General features: G+C 63.1%; 17 protein-coding genes. All 17 read left to right on the top strand.

Annotated features, from left to right (window positions below):
* Window positions 1-216: 216 nt before the first annotated feature.
* The 17 genes from EU811_RS19260 to EU811_RS19180 all read left to right on the top strand — a co-directional run bounded on the left by EU811_RS19260 (window position 217) and on the right by EU811_RS19180 (window position 18,775).
* Window positions 217-1,323: a BMP family lipoprotein gene (locus tag EU811_RS19260; RefSeq protein ID WP_446698065.1), complete on the top strand. Its 1,107-nt coding sequence runs from the start codon at window positions 217-219 to the stop codon at window positions 1,321-1,323.
* Between the two features lie 134 nt (window positions 1,324-1,457).
* Window positions 1,458-2,975, top strand: coding sequence for an ABC transporter ATP-binding protein (locus tag EU811_RS19255; protein ID WP_142939913.1), 1,518 nt, complete (start codon window positions 1,458-1,460; stop codon window positions 2,973-2,975).
* The gene (locus tag EU811_RS19250; RefSeq protein ID WP_142939912.1) at window positions 2,968-4,323 is read left to right on the top strand and encodes an ABC transporter permease; all 1,356 of its coding nucleotides are present in this window, start codon (window positions 2,968-2,970) and stop codon (window positions 4,321-4,323) included. The genes EU811_RS19255 and EU811_RS19250 overlap by 8 nt, the downstream gene beginning before the upstream one ends.
* On the top strand, window positions 4,320-5,609 hold the full coding sequence (locus EU811_RS19245) for an ABC transporter permease (RefSeq protein WP_142939911.1): 1,290 nt from the start codon (window positions 4,320-4,322) through the stop codon (window positions 5,607-5,609). Before EU811_RS19250 ends, EU811_RS19245 begins: the two co-directional genes overlap by 4 nt.
* A gap of 2 nt (window positions 5,610-5,611) precedes the next feature.
* A complete protein-coding gene (locus tag EU811_RS19240; protein ID WP_142939910.1) occupies window positions 5,612-6,016 on the top strand; it encodes a cytidine deaminase in 405 nt (134 codons plus the stop codon).
* Window positions 6,013-7,323: a thymidine phosphorylase gene (locus EU811_RS19235; RefSeq protein WP_142939909.1), complete on the top strand. Its 1,311-nt coding sequence runs from the start codon at window positions 6,013-6,015 to the stop codon at window positions 7,321-7,323. The genes EU811_RS19240 and EU811_RS19235 overlap by 4 nt, the downstream gene beginning before the upstream one ends.
* An 89-nt stretch (window positions 7,324-7,412) precedes the next feature.
* Window positions 7,413-8,063, top strand: a complete 651-nt coding sequence (locus EU811_RS19230) for a DedA family protein (protein ID WP_142939908.1) — start codon at window positions 7,413-7,415, stop codon at window positions 8,061-8,063.
* A 192-nt stretch (window positions 8,064-8,255) separates the two neighbouring features.
* A complete protein-coding gene (locus EU811_RS19225; RefSeq protein ID WP_142939973.1) occupies window positions 8,256-8,948 on the top strand; it encodes a DedA family protein in 693 nt (230 codons plus the stop codon).
* A 28-nt stretch (window positions 8,949-8,976) separates the two neighbouring features.
* Window positions 8,977-10,119 carry an adenosine deaminase gene (locus tag EU811_RS19220; RefSeq protein WP_142939907.1) on the top strand — a complete coding sequence of 381 codons (1,143 nt, stop codon included), beginning with the start codon at window positions 8,977-8,979 and terminating at the stop codon, window positions 10,117-10,119.
* Window positions 10,097-10,786 (top strand): MazG nucleotide pyrophosphohydrolase domain-containing protein, encoded by a 690-nt coding sequence (locus EU811_RS19215; RefSeq protein ID WP_142939906.1) that lies wholly within the window; start codon window positions 10,097-10,099, stop codon window positions 10,784-10,786. Before EU811_RS19220 ends, EU811_RS19215 begins: the two co-directional genes overlap by 23 nt.
* Before the next feature lie 116 nt (window positions 10,787-10,902).
* Window positions 10,903-12,183 carry a phosphopyruvate hydratase gene (gene eno, locus EU811_RS19210; RefSeq protein WP_142939905.1) on the top strand — a complete coding sequence of 427 codons (1,281 nt, stop codon included), beginning with the start codon at window positions 10,903-10,905 and terminating at the stop codon, window positions 12,181-12,183.
* Window positions 12,184-12,331: 148 nt separating this feature from the next.
* Window positions 12,332-13,138, top strand: a complete 807-nt coding sequence (locus EU811_RS19205) for an FtsB family cell division protein (protein ID WP_142939904.1) — start codon at window positions 12,332-12,334, stop codon at window positions 13,136-13,138.
* Between the two features lie 69 nt (window positions 13,139-13,207).
* Window positions 13,208-13,891, top strand: coding sequence for a DUF501 domain-containing protein (locus EU811_RS19200; protein WP_187697251.1), 684 nt, complete (start codon window positions 13,208-13,210; stop codon window positions 13,889-13,891).
* Complete coding sequence (locus tag EU811_RS19195) at window positions 13,888-14,853, top strand: Ppx/GppA phosphatase family protein (RefSeq protein WP_142939902.1); 966 nt, start codon at window positions 13,888-13,890, stop codon at window positions 14,851-14,853. The genes EU811_RS19200 and EU811_RS19195 overlap by 4 nt, the downstream gene beginning before the upstream one ends.
* A complete protein-coding gene (locus tag EU811_RS19190; protein WP_142939901.1) occupies window positions 14,850-16,256 on the top strand; it encodes a S8 family serine peptidase in 1,407 nt (468 codons plus the stop codon). Before EU811_RS19195 ends, EU811_RS19190 begins: the two co-directional genes overlap by 4 nt.
* Before the next feature lie 38 nt (window positions 16,257-16,294).
* On the top strand, window positions 16,295-17,749 hold the full coding sequence (locus EU811_RS19185; RefSeq protein WP_142939900.1) for an NAD(P)/FAD-dependent oxidoreductase: 1,455 nt from the start codon (window positions 16,295-16,297) through the stop codon (window positions 17,747-17,749).
* 105 nt (window positions 17,750-17,854) lie between these two features.
* Complete coding sequence (locus EU811_RS19180) at window positions 17,855-18,775, top strand: N-acetyltransferase (RefSeq protein WP_142939899.1); 921 nt, start codon at window positions 17,855-17,857, stop codon at window positions 18,773-18,775.
* Window positions 18,776-18,781 lie beyond the last annotated feature (6 nt).

The following is an 18,781-nucleotide window of genomic DNA, read 5'->3' as shown; positions in this document are numbered from 1 at the left end:
CACCCGGCTACTGCTTGGTAACAAAAGGTCAACAATCTGACCTGGAGGGATCATTTGTGGTAGCTGGGTGTGTTCCAGGCCACTAGTGTTGGTTTCATCAATGCGCTTCGGCGCAGCTGCGAGCATCAGTGAAAACAGAGTTTCTGCCTCAGGTATAGGAAACGGACACTCATTGACCATCCGTCGTAGCGCCATCACTTTCTTCCTGGAGGAAAATTGAAGAAACCACTGCGTGCCACCCTGAAGCGCGGTTCAATGGCCGGTGTTGCCACCCTCGGTGCAGCCGCGCTCCTGCTGACCAGCTGTGGCCAGGCTCCCGACGCCGGATCCGGCGCGGCCACCAAGAGCGACTTTGTGGGTTGCATCGTCTCTGACTCCGGCGGATTCGATGACCAGTCCTTCAACCAGTCCTCCTTCGAGGGCCTCAAGAAGGCTGAAACCGACCTCGGCATCACCGTAAAGTCGGCCGAATCCAAGGCCAACAGCGATTTCGAGACCAACCTGAACGGCATGATCTCGGCCGGTTGCAACCTCACCGTGACGGTCGGCTTCCTCCTGGGCGACGCCACCAAGGCCGCCGCGGAGAAGAACACGGACAAGCACTTCGCGATCGTGGACTACACGTACGAGACCCCGATCGCCAACGTCAAGCCGATTGTCTATGACACGGCACAGGCGGCCTACCTCGCAGGATATGCGGCCGCGGCCACCACCAAGACCGGCAAGGTAGGTACCTTCGGCGGTATTAAGATCCCCACGGTCACCATCTTCATGGATGGCTTCTACGACGGTGTTCAGGCCTACAACAAGGCCAAAAACAAGACCGTCCAGGTAGTCGGCTGGGACAAGACCACCCAGGATGGCTCCTTCACGGGCGACTTCGAGAAGCAGGACACCGGCAAGCAGGTCACCATCAACCTGTTGGACCAGGGCGCGGACATCATCATGCCCGTGGCCGGACCGGTGGGCAAGGGTGCCGGTGCTGCGCTGAAGGAAGCCAAGGCTGCCGGCAAGGACGTCAAGCTCATCTGGGTTGACTCCGATGGCTACCTGACCGCTCCTGAGTACAAGGACCTGATGCTGACCTCCGTGGTCAAGCAGATGGGCGAAGCCGTCGAAGCAGTGGTCAAGGACGATACCGAAGGCAAGTTCAACAACGCAGCCTACGTGGGCACCCTGGAGAACGATGGCGTTGCCATCGCTCCGTTCCACGACTTCGACTCCGCTGTCACCGCAGAGACCAAGTCCGAGCTCGATGCTCTCAAGGCGGACATCGTCTCCGGCAAGCTGGTTGTCGAATCGGCAGCGAGCCCCAAGAAGTAATTCAATTCCTGGACGCGCCGCCAGTACCGAGCCCCGGTACTGGCGGCGCGTTTTTGCCCTGACTAGGCTGAACCCAAAGCTCGTGGCTTTGGAGCTGTTCGGCTGTCCCTCGGACTCACAGAACGGTGGGAGTTGTGAAACTCGAATTGAAGGGGATCTCGAAAGCCTTCGGGACCTTCTACGCCAACCAAGACATCGACCTCGTGGTCGAATCCGGCCAGATCCATTGCCTCCTCGGTGAAAACGGTGCCGGCAAGTCAACCCTCATGAACGTGCTGTACGGGCTGTATGAGCCCACAGCAGGCCAGATCCTGGTGGACGACCAACCGGTCACCTTCCGTGGACCCGGCGACGCCATGGCAGCCGGCATCGGCATGGTGCACCAGCACTTCATGCTGGTTCCCGTCTTCACCGTGGCAGAAAATGTGGCACTCGGAGCCGAACCAACCACATTCGGCGGTGTGCTGAGCATTGAGGAGACCCGCAAGAAAATCCGGGAAATCTCCGATAAATACGGGTTCGACGTCGATCCCGATGCCTTGGTGGAGGAACTGCCAGTGGGCGTCCAGCAGCGCGTGGAAATCATCAAAGCACTGGTGCGCGAAGCCAAGGTCCTGATTCTGGACGAACCCACTGCTGTGCTGACGCCTCAGGAAACCGATGAACTCCTGGACATCATGCGTCAGCTCAAGGCCGGCGGCACATCGATCGTGTTCATCTCGCACAAACTGCGCGAAGTAAAAGCTGTCTCCGACGTCATTACCGTGGTCCGCCGCGGCAAAGTGGTGGGTGACGCGCCACCCACGGCATCAGCCACTGAACTGGCCTCCATGATGGTGGGCCGCCCGGTGAGCCTGAGCCTGAACAAGGCCCCGGCACAGCCGAAGGAAACCACCTTTGTGGTCGAAAACCTCACGGTCCGTGCCGCCAACGGAACCAATGTGGTGGACGGAATCAGTTTCTCCATCGCCCAAGGCGAGATTCTCGCCGTCGCCGGTGTCCAGGGCAACGGGCAAACCGAACTCACCGAAGCCATCCTTGGCGTGCAGGAGCACGTCACGGGTTCAGTGACGCTTGACGGCAAGCAATTGCTGGGCCTCCCGGTCAAGGATGTCCTGCGCTCGGGCGTGGGTTTCGTCCCGGAAGACCGAACCGTCGATGGACTGGTGGGTCCTTTCTCGGTGGCAGAGAACCTGATCCTGGACCTCTACGACCAGGCACCTTTTGCCAGCGGAATTGGCATGAAACCTGCCAAGGTGATGGAAAACGCCAAGGCAAAAATCGACGAGTTCGACATCCGCACTCCCTCTGCCGGAGCTGCTGCGGGAACGTTGTCCGGTGGCAACCAGCAGAAAGTGGTGATGGCCCGTGAACTGTCCAGGCCACTGCGGTTGTTCATTGCCAGCCAACCGACCCGCGGCGTGGACGTAGGGTCCATCGAATTCCTGCATAAGCGCATCGTGGCCGAGCGCGACGTCGGAACGCCGGTCATGATCGTCTCCACTGAGCTTGATGAAGTGGTTGAACTCGCCGACCGGATTGCAGTGCTCTACAAGGGCAAACTCGTGGGCATCGTCCCGGGTGGAACGCCCCGCGACACCCTTGGCTTGATGATGGCCGGCGTCGGCCCTGAAGGAGGCTCCGATGACTGAGAACAACCAGTCCAGCAACGAGCAAAAACCGGCCCAGCCAGCTGAGGACCAATCCACCGCTGATCTCCGGGCCGCAGATGTCTCACTCGATACCGCAGGGGGCGCGATGGAGCCCTCCATCGTGCCGGTGTCCTCCCAAAGCGGGGACGCTGGTACGCACCAGGGCAGCGTAGTCCGCCGGATCGTCATGGGGAACGGATTCGTCTCCGTCCTTGCGGTCATCGTGGCGCTGTTCCTGGGTGGCCTGCTGATCGCCAGCACGGATGCGCAGGTCGCCAAGACCGCGGGCTACTTGTTCGCGAGGCCCACGGACTTCCTCAGTGCGTTGTGGTCAGCCATGACCGAGAGCTACGTTGCGCTCTTCCAGGGCTCGGTCTTCAACCCCCGGCAGGGACTGCAGCCCCTGCTCGAAACCATGACGGTGGCTACACCCCTCATTTGCGCGGGGCTGGGTGTTGCCCTGGCCTTCCGTGCCGGCCTGTTCAACATCGGCGCCCAAGGCCAGATCATCATCAGTGCAACCCTCGCGGCGTATGTCGGGTTCGCCTGGCACCTGCCGTTCGGGCTGCACCTGCTGGTGGTCATCATCATGGGCGTCCTGGGCGGTGCACTCTGGGGCGCAATCGTCGGAATCCTCAAGGCCAGGACCGGTGCGCACGAGGTGATCGTGACCATCATGCTGAACTACGTGGCCCTGTTCCTGCTGGACTTCCTCCTGAACACGGCTGCGTTCCGGCGGCCCGGGGACAACAGCCCCATCTCGCCCCGCCTGGACGAGTCCGCCACCTACCCCGTCCTCATTCCGGGATCCCGGCTCCACCTTGGCTTCCTGATAGCCATTGCGCTGACCTTTGGCGTGTGGTGGCTGCTGAACCGATCCACCATCGGCTTCGAATTCCGCGCCGTAGGGGCGAACCCCATCGCAGCGCGGACGGCTGGCGTGAAGGTATCCCGCGCCACCATCCTTGTCATGGCCATGGCAGGTGCGCTTGCCGCGTTTGGTGGCATCGCCCAGGTGGCCGGTACCGAGAAGGTGCTGACCGGTGGCGTCGCTGCCCAGATCGGTTTTGACGCGATCACTGTTGCGTTGCTGGGCCGCAGTACGCCGTGGGGCACATTCTTCGCCGGCCTGCTGTTCGGTGCCTTCCGTGCTGGCGCGGTGCAGATGCAGATCCAGACCGGAACACCCATCGACATCGTGCTGGTGGTCCAGTCCCTGATTGTCCTCTTCATCGCAGCACCGCCACTGATCAGGTCCATCTTCCGCCTTGAGCCCAAGAAGAAGAACAAGACACCCAAAGCGGCTCCCAAGGCTGCCCTCGCCAACGCCTCCGGAGGTGCCAAATGAGCGCGACAACCACCGCTCCGAAGCCGGGATCCACCACTTTGCCCTCCTTCAGGCCTTCCATGAAGGTCCCCTTGTCCTTGGGCATCCTGGCCCTTGTAGCCCTGGTCTTCTTCGGCTTCCTGGGCTCGGACCAAACCGCCGAGATGAAAATCAGCGACGCCGGGGACGCCGTCGCTGTGCCGGCTCTCATGATTCCCGGCCAGGTGGGCGGGATCGTCTTCGGCATTCTGCTCCTGGCCATGGCCGCCTACTCGATTTACCTCTGGACCCAGGGGGAGCGGTCACCCAAGTGGCTGCCCATAGCGTTCGCCGTGGTCTTTGTCTTTGCACTGCTCGTCTGGATCGTGGCAGGCGCACGCCAACCCTCCATCTCGTTGGCCGGCCTCGTTGCCGGTTCAGTAACGCTGGCGGTGCCTTTGGTTTTCGGTTCCCTCTCAGGCGTGCTCTGTGAACGTGTGGGCGTGGTGAACATCGCCATTGAAGGCCAGCTTTTGGGTGGTGCCTTCACCGCCGCGCTGGTGGCCACCATGACGGGAAGCCCTTACATCGGGCTGATCGCAGCAGCTGCTGCCGGTGCTGCCGTGTCCATGGTCCTTGCTGTTTTCAGCATCAAGTACCTGGTCAACCAGATCATCGTGGGCGTGGTCCTCAATGTGCTGGTATCGGGCCTGACCGGCTTCCTGTATGGGACCTTGATGGTGCCCAACAAGGAACAGTTCAACACCCCGGGACGTCTGGATATCCTGCCGATCCCGCTGCTTTCGGACATCCCCATTATCGGGCCCATCCTCTTCGAGCAGTCCATCGCTGGTTACCTCATGTACATTGCCGTGGCCGTGGTGTGGTTCGGTTTGTTCAAGACCCGCTGGGGACTGCGTGTCCGCGCCGTGGGCGAACACCCGCAGGCTGCGGACACCTTGGGCATCAACGTCAATGCAACCCGCTTCTGGAACGTCACCTTGGGCGGTGCCATCGCGGGAATCGGTGGTGCCGTGTTCACCCTGGTGACCATCGACTCTTTCACCAAGGACATTTCCGGTGGCCGCGGCTTCATTGCCTTGGCGGCCCTGATCTTTGGCCGTTGGAATCCGATCGGCGCCTTCCTGGCCTCGCTGTTGTTCGGCTTCGCCTACAACCTGCAGTCGATCCTTGGCATCATTGGTACCCCGGTTCCGAGCCAGTTCATGGCCATGCTGCCGTACTTGGTGACCATCTTCGCCGTCGCGGGTTTGGTGGGTAAGTCACGGCCACCGGCCGCGAGCGGTATACCGTACGTGAAGGGTTGACGATGCCGGCAAATGATATTGACTGGCAGACGCTGGAGGCGGCAGCCCAGCAGGCCATGAAGAACGCCTACGCGCCCTACTCGAAGTTCCCGGTGGGGGCTGCGGCCCTCACCGAGGATGGCCGGATCGTCAGTGGCTGCAACGTGGAGAACGCCAGCTACGGCCTGACCCTGTGTGCCGAATGCGCACTGGTGGGCCAGCTTCACATGACAGGCGGGGGCAGGATCGCCGCGTTTTATTGCGTGGACGGTCAAGGAAATATCCTCATGCCGTGCGGGCGCTGCCGCCAGTTGCTCTACGAATTCAGGGCACCCGGAATGCAGCTCATGACAACTCAGGGAATCAAATCCATGGACCAGGTGCTGCCTGATGCGTTTGGTCCTGAACATCTGGAGGAAACCACGTGACCAGCACCGAAGCCTTCGACGCCGTCCAGATCATTTCCATCAAGCGCGACAAGGGCACGCTCACTCCCGAGCAGATCGACTGGACCATAGACGCGTACACCCGCGGGGTGATCGCCGAGGAACAGATGGCGGCACTGAACATGGCCATTCTGCTCAACGGCATGGACCGTGGTGAGATTTCCCGCTGGACTTCCGCCATGATCGCCTCGGGCGAGCGGATGGACTTTTCGTCGCTGACAACGCCCGACGGCGGCCGGAAGGCTACCAGCGACAAACACTCCACCGGTGGGGTGGGGGATAAGATCACCCTTCCGCTGGCCCCGCTGGTAGCCGTTTTTGGCGTGGCGGTCCCGCAGCTCTCGGGCCGCGGACTGGGCCACACGGGCGGCACACTGGACAAGCTTGAAGCCATTCCCGGGTGGAGGGCCAACCTGAGCAACGACGAAATCATGGCCCAGCTCCAGGACGTGGGTGCGGTCATTTGTGCGGCAGGTTCGGGGCTGGCTCCGGCGGACAAGAAGCTCTATGCCTTGCGTGATGTCACCGGAACTGTTGAAGCCATCCCGCTCATCGCTTCCTCGATCATGAGCAAGAAGATCGCCGAAGGAACGGGCTCCCTGGTGCTGGACGTCAAGGTGGGTTCGGGAGCGTTCATGAAGGACGAAGCCCGTGCCCGGGAACTTGCCGAGACCATGGTGGCCCTGGGCAAGGACGCAGGTGTGCACACTGTCGCTCTGATGACGGATATGTCCACGCCGTTGGGATTGACCGCGGGAAACGCGATCGAAGTGGAGGAATCGGTGGAGGTCCTTGCCGGCGGGGGTCCGGAAGATGTCGTCGAACTGACCGTCCGCTTGGCCGAGGAGATGCTGGCCGGTGCCGGCATCCACGACGCCGACCCCGCAGCTGCTTTGAAGGACGGCCGTGCCATGGACGTCTGGAACCGGATGATCGAAGCACAAGGGGGAGATCCCCGGGCCGCTCTGCCCATGGCCAGGGAATCCGAGGTTATTTACGCACCCGCAGACGGTGTCCTGGTGGAACTGGATGCGCTTTCCGTCGGTGTCGCCGCCTGGCGCCTCGGCGCCGGCCGTGCCCGCAAGGAAGACCAGGTGCAGGCCGGCGCGGGAGTGCGGATGCACGCCAAGCCCGGTGCGCTGGTCCGTGCGGGAGAGCCCTTGATGACGCTCCTGACGGACACCCCGGAGAAGTTCGCACGGGCCAAGGAAGCGCTGCAGGACGCCGTGGTGATCGCGCCCGAGGGTTCACGCCCGGCGCATCAGCTCATCATCGACCGCATCGCCTAGGCTTAAGTGTTCCGGGCTGTTCCCCACGGAACAGCCCGGAACACCAGTCATCCGGCGCCTGTGGGGGAGCCGGCTACCGTAAGGAAACCGTGCAGGGCATCAACGATTTCATCCTCGCAGCAGCCGAGCAGCCATGGGTGTTGTTCCTGGTGCTGGCCTGCTGCGTGATAGATGGCTTCTTCCCGCCCATCCCCAGCGAATCCGTGGTGGTGGGCCTGAGCGCCGTCTCCGGAAGCAGCGGCTCGCCCAACGTGTGGCTGCTGGGTTTGATGGCAGCCTTGGGAGCGTTCTCCGGCGACAACATTGCGTATATCATCGGCCGACGCATCGGCATCCAGCGCTGGCGTTGGATGCGCACGCAGCGGATGCAGGGCGCCTTCCGTTGGGCAGGCAAGGAACTTCGACGGCGGTCGGCCTCGCTCATCATGGTGGCCCGCTTCATCCCCATTGGCAGGGTGGCTGTGAACCTGACAGCCGGCGCCACGCATTTCCACCACCGACGCTTCGTGGCCCTCACTGCCATGTCCGCCGTCCTCTGGGCCACGTATTCGGTGATCCTTGGCTACTTCTTTGGTGTCTGGTTCGAGGACAACCATCTGCTGGGCGCCGTCATAGCGATCGTTGTGGCCGTGATCCTGGGAATCATCATTGATCGGATCATCAGTAAAGTCCGGGGATCGGTTCCCTTGGACGGCAAAAACATCCCGGAGGAAGATGCCCCGACTCCACCCACGGTATGACGCTTCAGGACCTCGAAGATCAGCCCGGCGGTTGACGACGGCACCTTATCAGCACCTATAGCGTTAAGCGTGTGATCCCTTGGCTGGGACGTAGCGAACGACGTCCCGGCCGTGGGACACTAGAGCGACTTCGGTCACATCGTCAAGTCATATTCGTCTAGGAGCTACCGTCGCGTGGAGTTTTTGAACCAAATGCTCGAGCATGCAGCCGGGCAGCCCTGGATATACCCGGTACTCCTGGTCTTCTTCTTCATTGACGGATTTGCCACCATCCTTCCCAGCGAAACAGCCATTGTTGGCCTCTCGGCGCTGTCCCTTCACAGCGGAGAACCCAACCTCTGGATCCTGGGAGCCACCGCACTGGTGGGCGCCATGGCCGGGGACAATATGGCCTACATGCTGGGCCGGAAAATCGGCCTCACCCGCTGGAAGTGGATGCGCAGGCCCAAAGTCCAGAAGATGTTCGCCTGGGCGCAGTACGAGTTGGACAAGCGCGGCGCGGTCCTTATCTTCACGGCCCGGTACATCCCTTGGGGTCGCGTAGCTGTGAACTACGTTGCCGGACAAACCGGTTTCCGCCACCGCACTTTCTTCTGGCTGGACGCTTTCGCGTGCATCACCTGGGTTGCGTATTCCATCGGCATTGGCTTGCTGGCGGGTCAATGGGTCCACAACAATCCATTGCTGGGCGTGGGGATCGCCGTCGCGTTTGCCGTGATCCTGGGAATTGTTGTCGATCACGCCCTGCGTTGGTGGCACAAGTACCTTGAGAAGAAGGACGCCGCCCGTGAAGCGGCTGCAGAGGCTGCGGTACCCGCAGCAGAACCGTCGGATTTGTCGCAAAAGGCGGCCGCCGGCGTCGACCTCTCCAAACCCGCTGGCTAAGCATCTGCCGTCCCCCTACAGTTAGTACGTGACTGAGCCTATTCTTGACGCTGCCCCTGCCCTTGATTTCGATTTGAAGTCCCTGCCCAAGGTTTCCCTCCACGATCACCTGGACGGAGGACTTCGCCCGGCCACCATCATCGAGCTGGCCGAAGCCGCCGGCCACACCCTGCCCTCCACTGATCCTGTGGCACTGGGCGAATGGTTCCGTGAATCCGCCGACTCCGGTTCGCTGGTTCGCTACCTCGAAACGTTCGACCACACCGTGGCCGTCATGCAGACCAAGGAAGGCCTGTTCCGGGTCGCCAAGGAGTTCGTGGAAGACCTGGCCGAGGACGGCGTGGTGTACGGCGAAGTCCGCTGGGCACCTGAACAGCACCTGCAGCAGGGCCTGACCTTGGACGAGGTTGTGGAAGCGGTGCAGACCGGCCTCGAGGCAGGCATGGAATCCGCTGAAGAACGCGGCCAGCAGATCCAGGTAGGGCAGCTCATCACTGCCATGCGGCACGCCGACCGCGGTCAGGAAATCGCCGAGCTCGCTGTCCGCCACCGCGCCAACGGCGCCGTCGGCTTCGACATTGCAGGCGCTGAGGACGGCTTCCTGCCCTCCCGCTTCAAGGACGCGTTCACCTACCTGGCAGAGAACAACTTCCCGGCCACAGTCCACGCCGGTGAGGCCGCCGGATTGGACAGCATCCAGTCCGCCCTGGTGGATGGGCGCGCCTTGCGCCTGGGCCACGGTGTGCGGATCGCCGAGGACATCTCGGTGGAGTTCGAGGACAACTCCGACGACGACGGCGAGGACACCATCGGCATGGTGACTATCGGCAGCGTGGCCGCTTGGGTCCGTGACCGCGGAATTGCCTTGGAAATTTGCCCTTCCTCCAACCTCCAGACCGGTGCCATTTCCGGCTTTGGCGAGGGCATTGAAAGCCACCCGGTGGACATGCTCTTCCAGCTGGGCTTCAACGTCACCATCAACACGGACAACCGCCTCATGAGCGGTGTGACCCTGACGGATGAGTTTGAGCTCCTGGTGGAAACTTTCGATTACGACCTCGATGACCTGCTCGAACTGACGCTCAACGCCGCAGAAGCAGCTTTCCTGCCCTTGGACGAGCGCGAAGCCTTGGTTGAGTACATCAACGATGCCTACGCCAATCTCGGCTAACAACGGCCTGGCGGAGCTGCTGGGGACCGTTGCCGCCCTGCGTGAGCACTGCCCTTGGATGGGTGCGCTGACCCACGAATCGCTGGTTGAGTACTTGATCGAGGAAGCCTATGAAGTGGTGGACTCGATTGAGGCCGGCGACTCCCTCGACAGGGACCACGAGCTCCGCGGCGAGCTGGGCGATGTGCTGCTTCAAGTAGTACTTCACGCCCGGCTCGCCGAGGAGCGCGGCAGTTTTGACTTCGAGGACGTAGCCCGGGAAATCAACGCCAAGATGGTCCGGCGAAATCAGCACGTCTTCAAAGCCGACGGATCCCTGCAGGACAGTTTTCCGGCCAGCGTGGAGGAAATCATCATCAAGTGGGACGCCGCCAAACGCGCCGAGAAGCCGGAGCGGAAAGATCCCTTCGAAGGCATCCCGCCGCACCTTCCTGCGTTGGCAGCGGCGCAGAAGTCCCTGGACCGGGCGGCCCGCGCAGTTCTGCCGGTTGACACCAGAACCCGCTCGGCCGACGTCGTACTTCCTGTCGTCCCGGACTCGGAAGAGGAGCTCGGCGCGTTGCTGCTCGCCGTCGTTGCCGGCGCCCGGGAGCAAGGACTCGACGCCGAACGGGCCCTCCGTGCCGCTGTTCGATCGTTTCAGAACACCCAGGCGCGGCCTTCATGACGTGAACAGTTGGAAGCCGTGCCGTAACCTAAGCCACTCTGGACTACGCTAGTAGCGACGAGGACGTTGAGAATTTCCCTCCTCATTCCTGTAATTTGCCCATAAGGAGCACATCCATGGCGCTTATCGATGCCATCCACGCACGCGAGATCCTTGATTCCCGCGGAAACCCGACCGTAGAAGTTGAGGTCCTGCTCTCCGACGGCCAGATCGGCCGCGCAGCAGTTCCTTCCGGTGCCTCCACCGGCGAGCACGAAGCCGTTGAACTCCGCGATGGCGACAAAGGCCGTTACCTCGGCAAGGGTGTCCAGAAGGCTGTTGACGCCGTCATCGACGAGATCTCCCCGGCCCTGATTGGTTTCGACGCCACCGACCAGCGCAGCATCGACCAGGCCATGATCGACCTGGACGGCACCCCCAACAAGGGCAAGCTCGGCGCCAACGCCATCCTGGGTGTCTCCCTGGCCGTTGCCAACGCTGCTGCAGCTTCTGCTGACCTTCCGCTGTACAAGTACCTGGGTGGCCCGAACGCCCACGTGCTGCCCGTTCCGCTGATGAACATCCTCAACGGCGGCTCGCACGCCGACTCCGATGTGGACATCCAGGAATTCATGATCGCCCCGATCGGTGCCGAGACCTTCTCCGAAGGCCTGCGCTGGGGCGTTGAGGTTTACCACAACCTCAAGGCTGTCCTTCAGGAAAAGGGCCTCTCCACCGGCCTCGGCGACGAAGGTGGTTTCGCCCCCAACCTGCCGTCCAACCGCGCTGCACTGGACCTGATCACCGAAGCCATCAAGAACGCCGGCTACACCCCGGGAACGGACATCGCCCTTGCGCTGGACGTTGCATCCTCCGAGTTCTACAAGGACGGTGCCTACCAGTTCGAAGGCAAGGCACTTTCCGCCACCGAGATGAGCGCCTACTACGCTGAGCTCGTTGCCGACTACCCGCTGGTTTCCATCGAAGACCCGCTGGATGAGAACGACTGGGAAGGCTGGAAGACCCTCACCGACACCATCGGTGACAAGGTTCAGCTGGTGGGCGATGACCTCTTCGTCACCAACCCGGTCCGCCTGCAGCAGGGCATCGACGCCGCCACGGCCAACTCCCTGCTGGTCAAGGTCAACCAGATCGGTTCCCTGACCGAAACGCTCGACGCCGTGTCCCTGGCCCAGCGCTCCGGTTACACCACCATCACCTCGCACCGCTCCGGCGAAACCGAGGACACCACCATTGCTGACATCGCGGTTGCCACCAACGCGGGCCAGATCAAGACCGGTGCCCCGGCCCGCTCCGAGCGCGTGGCCAAGTACAACCAGCTGCTCCGCATCGAAGAAGAACTCGACGACGCCGCACGCTACGCCGGCCGCAGTGCGTTCCCGCGTTTCAAGGGCTAGCCTTCAGCGAAAACAGCTAACCGGTGGCTATGGTGGAAAGACCATGGCCGCCGGTTCTGTTTAACTCCGGTTCTGCTTAACGCGGGCCAGGTCAGCAACAGCAAGCGCAGCAACCCGCCAGGCAAGCACCGGGCATTACAGGAGTGTCATGGCCACCCGTCGTCCAAAGGTACCCAGGGCCGACGCCCTTGGCAGCACGCCCAGCCGCAGCCGCCCCGCCGGTGGCAGCCAAGCTCCCGGTGGTAGCCAACCTTCCGGTGGTAGCCCATCCGCCAGTGGTTCCCGCCCGTCCGGGGAAGGCGCAAGCTCCCACGTCGCGTCCGGCAAGGGATCCCAGGCTGGATCCAAGGGCGCGCAGGTCATCAAGGCCGAGTTTGGCGGCGAGCGTGCACCGTCGAACGCATCGACTCCCGCGGTGGGTAGCAAAGCCCCCGGCGCCGGCAAGAACTCCGCCGGCAGGAAGCCAATGGGGACTACATCCAAGGGTGTGGACACTAAATCTCCGGGCAAGGACCAGGGCTCCGGAAAGTCGGGCCCTGCCAAGGAAGACCGCGACCTCGATCCCGTACCGGCAAAAGCATTCTCCGGCCGGATGCTTGCGCTGGCCGTGGTGATGATTGCCATCACTATCCTGCTGGCCCCCACCGTGAAGATTTTCCTGGAGAAACGTGCCGAAATTTCCGCGCTGGAGGCAGAAATTGCCGGGCGGAAGGCTGAACAAACTGAGCTGAACAAACAGCTATCCCGGTGGCAGGACCCCAACTACGTGAAACAACAGGCCCGGGACCGCATTAACATGGTTATGCCGGGTGAAACAGGTTACTGGGTGTTTGGGGGAGAAGAAGCCGCCGGCACACCGGGTGGCCGCACCGGCTCCGGATCGTCGGCCAACCCGGAGAATCTGCCCTGGGTGGATGCTCTCTGGGAGTCAATCAGACGATCGGCAACTGACTAGACGCGGTGCCCGCCGCCGTCGTGTCCGCATGGGACGTGACAAAAAGGGGCAGGAAGGTTGGCAGCGCAAGTGGAACAGAACACGGCAGCCGTGCCGCAGGAATCCCGCCAGCCATCAGCACACGATCTCGAGGTCCTGAGCCGCCAATTGGGCAGGCCGGTCCGGGATGTTGTGGAGATCCCGGCCAGGTGCGTCTGCGGGAACCCCTTGGTGGCGGCTACGGCCCCCAGGCTCAGCAACGGAACACCTTTCCCCACAACGTTCTACCTCACCCACCCCGTCATTACTTCCGCGGTGTCGCGGCTTGAAGCTGGTGGGCTGATGAACGAGATGAATGAGCGTTTGACCGCCGATCAGGAACTGGCCGGTGCCTACCGTGGCGCCCATGATGCCTACCTCCAGGCCCGCAACGAGATCGCCGGCCGCTCCGGCACCGGAGCGGTGCCGGAGATCGACGGCATTTCCGCGGGCGGCATGCCCACCCGCGTGAAATGCCTCCATGTCCTGGTGGGTCACTCGTTGGCTGCCGGACCGGGCGTCAACCCGCTGGGGGACGAGGCACTGGCCTCGATCACCGAGTGGTGGACCAAGGACCGCTGTTATTGCGATGGCGCCTGGGACACAGCCGGCGAGGCCCCTTCGCGGGACTTGAGCCGCCATGGTCCGCAAGGACTGCCGGACATCGTGGGGCGTCCCGCGCCCGTGCGGAAATCCAAGAGCGAATCCCACGGCGAGCAGGAAGGTACTGCATGAGCCGCGTTGCTGCCATTGACTGCGGAACCAACTCCATCCGCCTCCTCATTGCTGATGCTTCTGCGGCATCAGAGAACGCTGCGACGGGTCCCCTGACGGACGTCGTGCGTGAAATGCGGGTGGTCAGGCTGGGCCAAGGCGTCGATGCTACGGGTGAACTGGCCCCTGAGGCCCTGGAACGCACCTTCGCTGCGACACGTGACTACGCGGAACTCATCACGGAGCACGGTGCAGGGCGTATCCGCTTCGCAGCGACGTCCGCCACGCGTGACGCCCGCAACCGGCAGGTCTTTGTGGACGGCATACGGGAGCTCCTGGGCGTTGAGCCAGAGGTCATTTCCGGTGACGAGGAAGCTGCGCTGTCCTTCGCCGGGGCCAGCAGTGTCCTGCCGGCCACGGGGGCGGACCCAATCTTGGTGGTGGACCTCGGTGGCGGCAGCACTGAGTTCGTTCTGGGCGACTCCACTGGCGTCATCGCAGCACGCTCCGTGGACATCGGCTGCGTGCGGCTCACCGAACGTCACCTTCGCAGCGATCCGCCCACCGCTGCGCAAATCGCCGCAGCGGAGGCCGACGTCGATGCCGCGTTTGATCTTGCCGCGCAGACGGTACCGCTGGCCCGCGCCACGGCAGTGGTGGGCGTTGCCGGTTCCATCACCACCATCACCGCGCACGCGCTGGGCCTGGACGAATACCAGCCCAACCGGATCCACGGTGCGTCGCTGGACCTGGAAACCATCACCGATGCGTGCACCAACCTGCTGGAAATGACCCGGGACGAGCGCGCGGCGCTTCCCTACATGCATCCGGGCCGCGTGGACGTTATCGGCGCCGGAGCGTTGGTGTGGCGCCGGATCCTGGACCGTTTGGCGACTGTCAGCCAAGGAACCATCCAAGCGGCCGTCTCCAGCGAACATGACATCCTGGACGGCATCGCCCTGAGTATCCGGGACAGCCGATGACACAGCGGCACCGGCGCGCCCTGTCAGCTGCGCTTGCCACCATGCTGGCCGGTGCGACGCTGGCCGGTGCGCTGTTGTCGGCTCCGGCGGCCAACGCTGACGCGTGGCGGGACAAGGAGTACTGGCTCAAGGAATCTGGAGTCATCAACGCCTGGCAGGTGTCCAAGGGTGCTGGAGTCAAGGTAGCCATCATCGATAGCGGTGTTGACGGAAGCCACCCGGACCTCAAGGGAGTTGTGGTCGGGGGAACGGACGTCTCCAATGCCGGGGCTCCGAACGGACAAAAAAGCATCGGTGCCAACACCGAGCACGGCACATTGGTGGCCACCATGCTGGCCGGGCGGGGCCACACAACACCCACGCCGCCCCCGTCGCCCTCAGCGTCCGCTTCGGCGTCACCTGCCCCACCGCCTCCGCCGCCAACCACTCCGCCTGCCGGGGGACCGGACGGCATCACCGGGGTTGCGCCCGAAGCGGAGATTCTGGCCATCTCAACCTGGCTGGGTTCACCCAACCCCGGCGGCAAGACAGACCAGGAGCAGATACCGGAGGCCGTCCGCTGGGCCGTGGACAACGGTGCCAAGGTCATCAACATTTCCCTGGGCAGTACCTCGCCGGATTGGCCGCAGAGCTGGGATGCAGCGTTCCTTTACGCGGAGCAGAAGGACGTGGTGATTGTTGCCGCCGCCGGAAACCGCGTTGGAGGCAATATTCAAGTTGGCGCCCCGGCCACCATTCCTGGTGTCCTCACCGTGGCAGGCCTTGATGGCGAGGGCCGCGCCAGCGTTGACTCCTCGTCCCAGGGCATCAGCATTGGAGTGGCTGCCCCGGCCGAAAAGCTGGTGGGCGGCATCCCCGGAGGTTCCTATGCCGAGTGGGCTGGGACGTCCGGAGCGGCCCCCATCGTGTCGGGTGTGGCGGCACTGATCCGTTCCAAGTGGCCGGAAATGAGCGCTACCCAGGTCATCAACAGGATCGTCAGCACTGCCAAGGACGCCGGCGCTCCCGGCAAGGACCCAATTTACGGCTACGGCATCCTTAACGCCGAAGCCGCGTTGAAGAATGACGTACCCGTCACCAGCACTAACCCGCTGGGTTCCATCGGGGACTGGATCCGCGTCCACCGGCGTGGTGTCTTCAGCGAGCCCGAGCCGGCGCCCGTGGCAAGCCCCACCAGTGCCGCACCCACGCTGGCCGATCCGACTGTTCCCGTAGCGAAGACGCCGGCCACCATGGACGACGCCCTTCCTGCCGCCGTCGTGCTTGGTTTTGGCGCCCTGTTCATTGCCTTGGTCTCAGGTGCGGCGATCCAGTTGCGAAGGGTCTCAAAGAACCCGCCCGCAGTGCCCGAAGAGGCCGAAACGGGTGCCCTTGTAAAGGTGGATCCACCCACCCGGACGTAGTTAGTGAAGATTTTCACAAAGTGCTGTACTCTGGAATCATGGCAACCACCCCAGAGCTCATTGACCGTCCCCGGGTTCTCGTCGTCGGCGGCGGTTACGTCGGCCTGTACGTAGCACTCAAACTGCAGAAGAAGATCGCGAACGCAGGCGGAATCGTCACCGTCGTTGATCCACTGCCGTACATGACCTACCAGCCCTTCCTTCCGGAAGTTGCCGGCGGCAACATCGAGGCACGCCACGCCGTCGTCTCCCACCGTCAGCACCTCAAGCAGACTGAGCTCATCCAGGGCCGCGTCACCAGCATCGACCACGCAAACCGCACCGCGGTGATCGCCCCCTCCGATGGCGGCGAAAACTTCGAGATCCCGTACTTCGACGTCGTGATCGCAGCCGGCGCCATCACCCGCACATTCCCCATCAAGGGCCTTGCGGACAAGGGCATCGGCCTGAAGACCATCGAAGAAGCCGTTGCACTGCGCAACAAGGTGCTGGAGCGTATTGAATCCGCTTCCACCATGACTGACCCCGCAGAACGCGCCAAGGCACTGACCTTCGTAGTTGTCGGTGGCGGTTTTGCCGGCATCGAATGCCTCACCGAAATGGAAGACCTCGCCCGCGCAGCTGTGCGGAACAACCCGCGCATCCGCCAGGAGGAAGTCCGCTTCATCCTGGTCGAAGCCATGGGCCGCATCATGCCCGAGGTCACCGCTTCGCAGGCCGAATGGGTTGTGGAGCACCTCCGCAGCCGCGGCATCGAAGTACTCCTGAACACTTCCCTGGACAGCGCCGAGGGCAACCTCAAGCTGATCAACCTCCCTGACAAGACCTCTGCCGGCGAAGTTGAAGCAGACACCCTGGTGTGGGCTGCCGGTGTGCAGGCCAACCCGATGATCCGTTCCACCGACTTCCCGCTGGAACCGCGTGGCCGCGTTCGCGTCCTCCCGGACCTCCGCATCGCCGGCGATGAAGGCATTGTGGAGAACGCCTGGGCCGCCGGCGACATCGCCGCCGTTCCGGACCTCACGGGCAAGGGCCTGCCGGACGGCACCTGCGTCCCCAACGCCCAGCACGCACTTCGTCAGGCAAAGAAGCTCGCAAAGAACCTCTGGGCTTCCCGCTGGGACAAGCCGCTGCACGACTACAAGCACAAGAACCTCGGTGCCGTAGCCGGATTCGGCGAGTGGAAGGGTGTTGCCAACATCAACCTGCTCGGCCGCATCGGCCTCAAGGGCGGCCTCGCCTGGCTGGCACACCGTGGTTACCACGGCATGGCCATGCCCACGGTGGAGCGCAAGTTCCGTGTGATCTTCGGTTGGATCCTGGCCTTCTTCGCAGGCCGCGACACCACGCAGCTGATGGACCTGGACAACCCGCGCGGTGCCTTCGTGGCTGCGGCTACTCCGGCTCCCAAGCCCGCTGCCGCTCCGGCACCGGTGGAAGCCAAGCCGGTTGCCCAGGAAGTCAAGACTCCGGTAACTGCTGACGCCAAGTAGTACACGCTCGACGGCGGCCGTCCCCTTGAGGGGGTGGCCGCCGTCGGCGTTTAACCGTCTGCGTTTTAAGAAGTGCCGCTGCACGGCTGCCCCTAGACTGTCTTCATGTCCGGTGAAACCGATCTGAAGACCCTCCTGGAATCCCTTCATCCCGTAGCCCGTGACGGCGAGTACGTGTACGCCCTGTGGCCGCACGGCCGGCCATTGGAGGGCGGCATCGAGGCGGCCGTTCGGGAGGCTGAGGGCCTGACTGTTGTCCTTCACCGCGACGAAGCGGACTCGTTGGGCCTTAGCTACGATTTCGTGGCCACCTGGATCACACTGCAGGTCCATTCGGCACTGGAGGCCGTGGGCCTGACCGCAGCGGTCAGCGCGGCGCTGACGCACGCGGGCATCAGCTGCAATGTCCTTGCCGGGTTCCACCACGATCACCTCCTGGTGCCATCGGCGGACGCGGGCAGGGCCATGGATGTGCTGAGGCTTCTGGCACGCGGCGTGGTCCTGCGCTCCGAACAGCCCGAGGACCGGGCCGAGATCCTGGAACTCACTGCGCGGGCCTTTTCCGTCTCACCGGTGACCGGCGAACCTGTTGAAGGTACGCCCATTGAGGTGGGGCTCCTGAAGGAGCTCTTTGAGTGCAGCGAATACATTCCGGAGCTCAGCATCGTAGCTGAGATGGGTGGGGAGATAGTGGGGCACGCCATCAGCACCAGGGGCTGGGTGGACCAGCTGGAGCTCCTTGCACTGGGCCCTATAGGCGTGCTTCCACCGTTCCAGCGGCGTGGAGTGGGTTCTGCGTTGATGCGCGAAACGGCGGCACGCGCCACGGCCCTTGGAGAGCCCGGGATCGCTTTGCTTGGCAGCCCACTGTATTACCCGCGTTTCGGCTATGTTCCGGCTACGTCGTTAGGCGTTGAACCGCCCGAGGCTGCGTGGGGAGACCACTTCCAGTTGTTGGCCCTTCCGGGGTGGCCCGACGACGCCAGCGGCACCTTCCGCTACGCCGCGCCATTCAACAGGCTCTAGCTGAGA

The organism is Arthrobacter sp. TS-15 (genome assembly GCF_006964045.1).
Lineage (GTDB): Bacteria > Actinomycetota > Actinomycetes > Actinomycetales > Micrococcaceae > Arthrobacter.
This window is presented reverse-complemented; position numbering and strand designations above follow the sequence as displayed.